This is a genomic window from Halobacillus sp. A5 (genome assembly GCF_024189315.1).
Lineage (GTDB): Bacteria > Bacillota > Bacilli > Bacillales > Halobacillaceae > Halobacillus_A.
Genome location: NZ_JAIZEO010000011.1, coordinates 1 through 3,031 on the forward strand (window position 1 = coordinate 1; position 3,031 = coordinate 3,031).

General features: G+C 53.4%; 1 rRNA gene. It reads left to right on the plus strand.

Going from position 1 to position 3,031, the window contains the following annotated elements:
* Positions 1–93 precede the first annotated feature (93 nt).
* A 23S ribosomal RNA gene (locus LF822_RS22660) occupies positions 94–3,014 on the plus strand.
* Positions 3,015–3,031: the final 17 nt, after the last annotated feature.

Below are 3,031 nucleotides of genomic sequence, written 5' to 3' on the forward strand. Positions count from 1 at the left end.
GAACCTTGAAAACTGGATAAGAGAATCGAGACGCATGCAGATGCGTACTTGATGACAAGACATCAAACAAAACGAAACGTCTTTTCACAAAGAAGTTAAGTGAATAAGGGCGCACGGTGGATGCCTTGGCACTAGGAGCCGATGAAGGACGGGACTAACACCGATATGCTTTGGGGAGCCGTAAGCAGGCTGTGATCCAAAGATTTCCGAATGGGGAAACCCACGGTTCGTAATGGAACCGTATCGTTATCTGAATACATAGGGTAACGATGGCAGACCCGGGGAACTGAAACATCTTAGTACCCGGAGGAAGAGAAAGCAAACGCGATTTCCCAAGTAGCGGCGAGCGAAACGGAATCAGCCCAAACCAGAAAGCTTGCTTTCTGGGGTTGTAGGACACTCCTTTGGAGTTACCAAGAAAGAAGATAGATGAATCGATCTGGAACGATCAGCCAGAGCGGGTAAGAGCCCTGTAGTCGACATCTTCTTTCCTCCGGAGTGGATCCTGAGTACGGCGGAACACGAGGAATTCCGTCGGAATCCGGGAGGACCATCTCCCAAGGCTAAATACTCCCTAGTGACCGATAGTGAACCAGTACCGTGAGGGAAAGGTGAAAAGCACCCCGGAAGGGGAGTGAAAGAGATCCTGAAACCGTGTGCCTACAAGTAGTCGGAGCCCATTGATGGGTGACGGCGTGCCTTTTGTAGAATGAACCGGCGAGTTACGACCGTATGCAAGGTTAAGCTCATAGAAGCGGAGCCGCAGCGAAAGCGAGTCTGAACAGGGCGAGTGAGTATGCGGTCGTAGACCCGAAACCGTGTGATCTACCCATGTCCAGGGTGAAGGTCAGGTAACACTGACTGGAGGCCCGAACCCACGCAAGTTGAAAATTGCGGGGATGAGGTGTGGGTAGGGGTGAAATGCCAATCGAACACGGAGATAGCTGGTTCTCTCCGAAATAGCTTTAGGGCTAGCCTCAGAATAGAAAGTCCTGGAGGTAGAGCACTGATTGGACGAGGGGCCCCTACCGGGTTACCGAATTCAGTCAAACTCCGAATGCCAGTGACTTTGTTCTGGGAGTCAGACCATGGGTGATAAGGTTCATGGTCGAGAGGGAAACAGCCCAGACCGCCAGCTAAGGTCCCCAAGTGTGTGTTAAGTGGAAAAGGATGTGGAGTTGCTTAGACAACCAGGATGTTGGCTTAGAAGCAGCCATCATTGAAAGAGTGCGTAATAGCTCACTGGTCGAGTGACTCCGCGCCGAAAATATACCGGGGCTAAACACACCACCGAAGCTGCGGATTGATCCGTAAGGATCAGTGGTAGGAGAGCGTTCTAAGGGCAGTGAAGTCAGACCGTAAGGACTGGTGGAGCGCTTAGAAGTGAGAATGCCGGTATGAGTAGCGAAAAAAGAGTGAGAATCTCTTTCACCGAAAGCCCAAGGTTTCCTGAGGAAGGCTCGTCCTCTCAGGGTTAGTCGGGACCTAAGCCGAGGCCGAAAGGCGTAGGCGATGGACAACAGGTTGATATTCCTGTACCGCCTCCTTTCCGTTTGAACGACGGGGGGACGCAGGAGGATAAGGAGAGCGCACCACTGGATGAGTGCGTCCAAGCAGCAAGACGGTCGGATAGGCAAATCCGTCCGGCAACGTTGAGCTGTGATGGGGAGGGAAATCAAGTACCGAAGCTCCGGATTTCACACTGCCAAGAAAATCCTCTAGTGAGGAAAGAGGCGCCCGTACCGCAAACCAACACAGGTAGGCGAGGAGAGAATCCTAAGGTGAGCGGGAGAACTCTCGTTAAGGAACTCGGCAAAATGACCCCGTAACTTCGGGAGAAGGGGTGCTCCTCTGCCGAGGAGCCGCAGTGAAAAGGCCCAAGCGACTGTTTACCAAAAACACAGGTCTCTGCGAAGCCGTAAGGCGAAGTATAGGGGCTGACACCTGCCCGGTGCTGGAAGGTTAAGGGGATGCGTTAGCTCTTGAGCGAAGCGTTGAACCGAAGCCCCAGTAAACGGCGGCCGTAACTATAACGGTCCTAAGGTAGCGAAATTCCTTGTCGGGTAAGTTCCGACCCGCACGAAAGGTGCAACGACTTGGGCACTGTCTCAACGAGAGACCCGGTGAAATTATACTATGTGTGAAGATGCACATTACCCGCGACAGGACGGAAAGACCCCGTGGAGCTTTACTGTAGCCTGATATTGAATGTTGGTACAGCTTGTACAGGATAGGTGGGAGCCATAGAAGCCGGAGCGCTAGCTTCGGTGGAGGCGCTGGTGGGATACCACCCTGGCTGTACGGACATTCTAACCCAGGACCGTGATCCGGTCCGGAGACAGTGTCAGGTGGGCAGTTTGACTGGGGCGGTCGCCTCCCAAAGAGTAACGGAGGCGCCCAAAGGTTCCCTCAGAATGGTTGGAAATCATTCGCAGAGTGTAAAGGCACAAGGGAGCTTGACTGCGAGACCTACAAGTCGAGCAGGGACGAAAGTCGGGCTTAGTGATCCGGCGGTACCGTATGGAAGGGCCGTCGCTCAACGGATAAAAGCTACCCCGGGGATAACAGGCTTATCTCCCCCAAGAGTCCACATCGACGGGGAGGTTTGGCACCTCGATGTCGGCTCATCGCATCCTGGGGCTGTAGTCGGTCCCAAGGGTTGGGCTGTTCGCCCATTAAAGCGGTACGCGAGCTGGGTTCAGAACGTCGTGAGACAGTTCGGTCCCTATCCGTCGTGGGCGTTGGAAATTTGAAAGGAGCTGTCCTTAGTACGAGAGGACCGGGATGGACACACCGCTGGTGTACCAGTTGTTCCGCCAGGAGCATCGCTGGGTAGCTACGTGTGGACGGGATAAGTGCTGAAAGCATCTAAGCATGAAGCCCCCCTTGAGATGAGATTTCCCCTTACGCCAAGTAAGTAAGATTCCTCAGAGACGATGAGGTCAATAGGTCCGAGGTGGAAGCGTGGCGACACGTGCAGCTGACGGATACTAATCAATCGATGACTTAACTACATCCCTTTGTGAAAAAT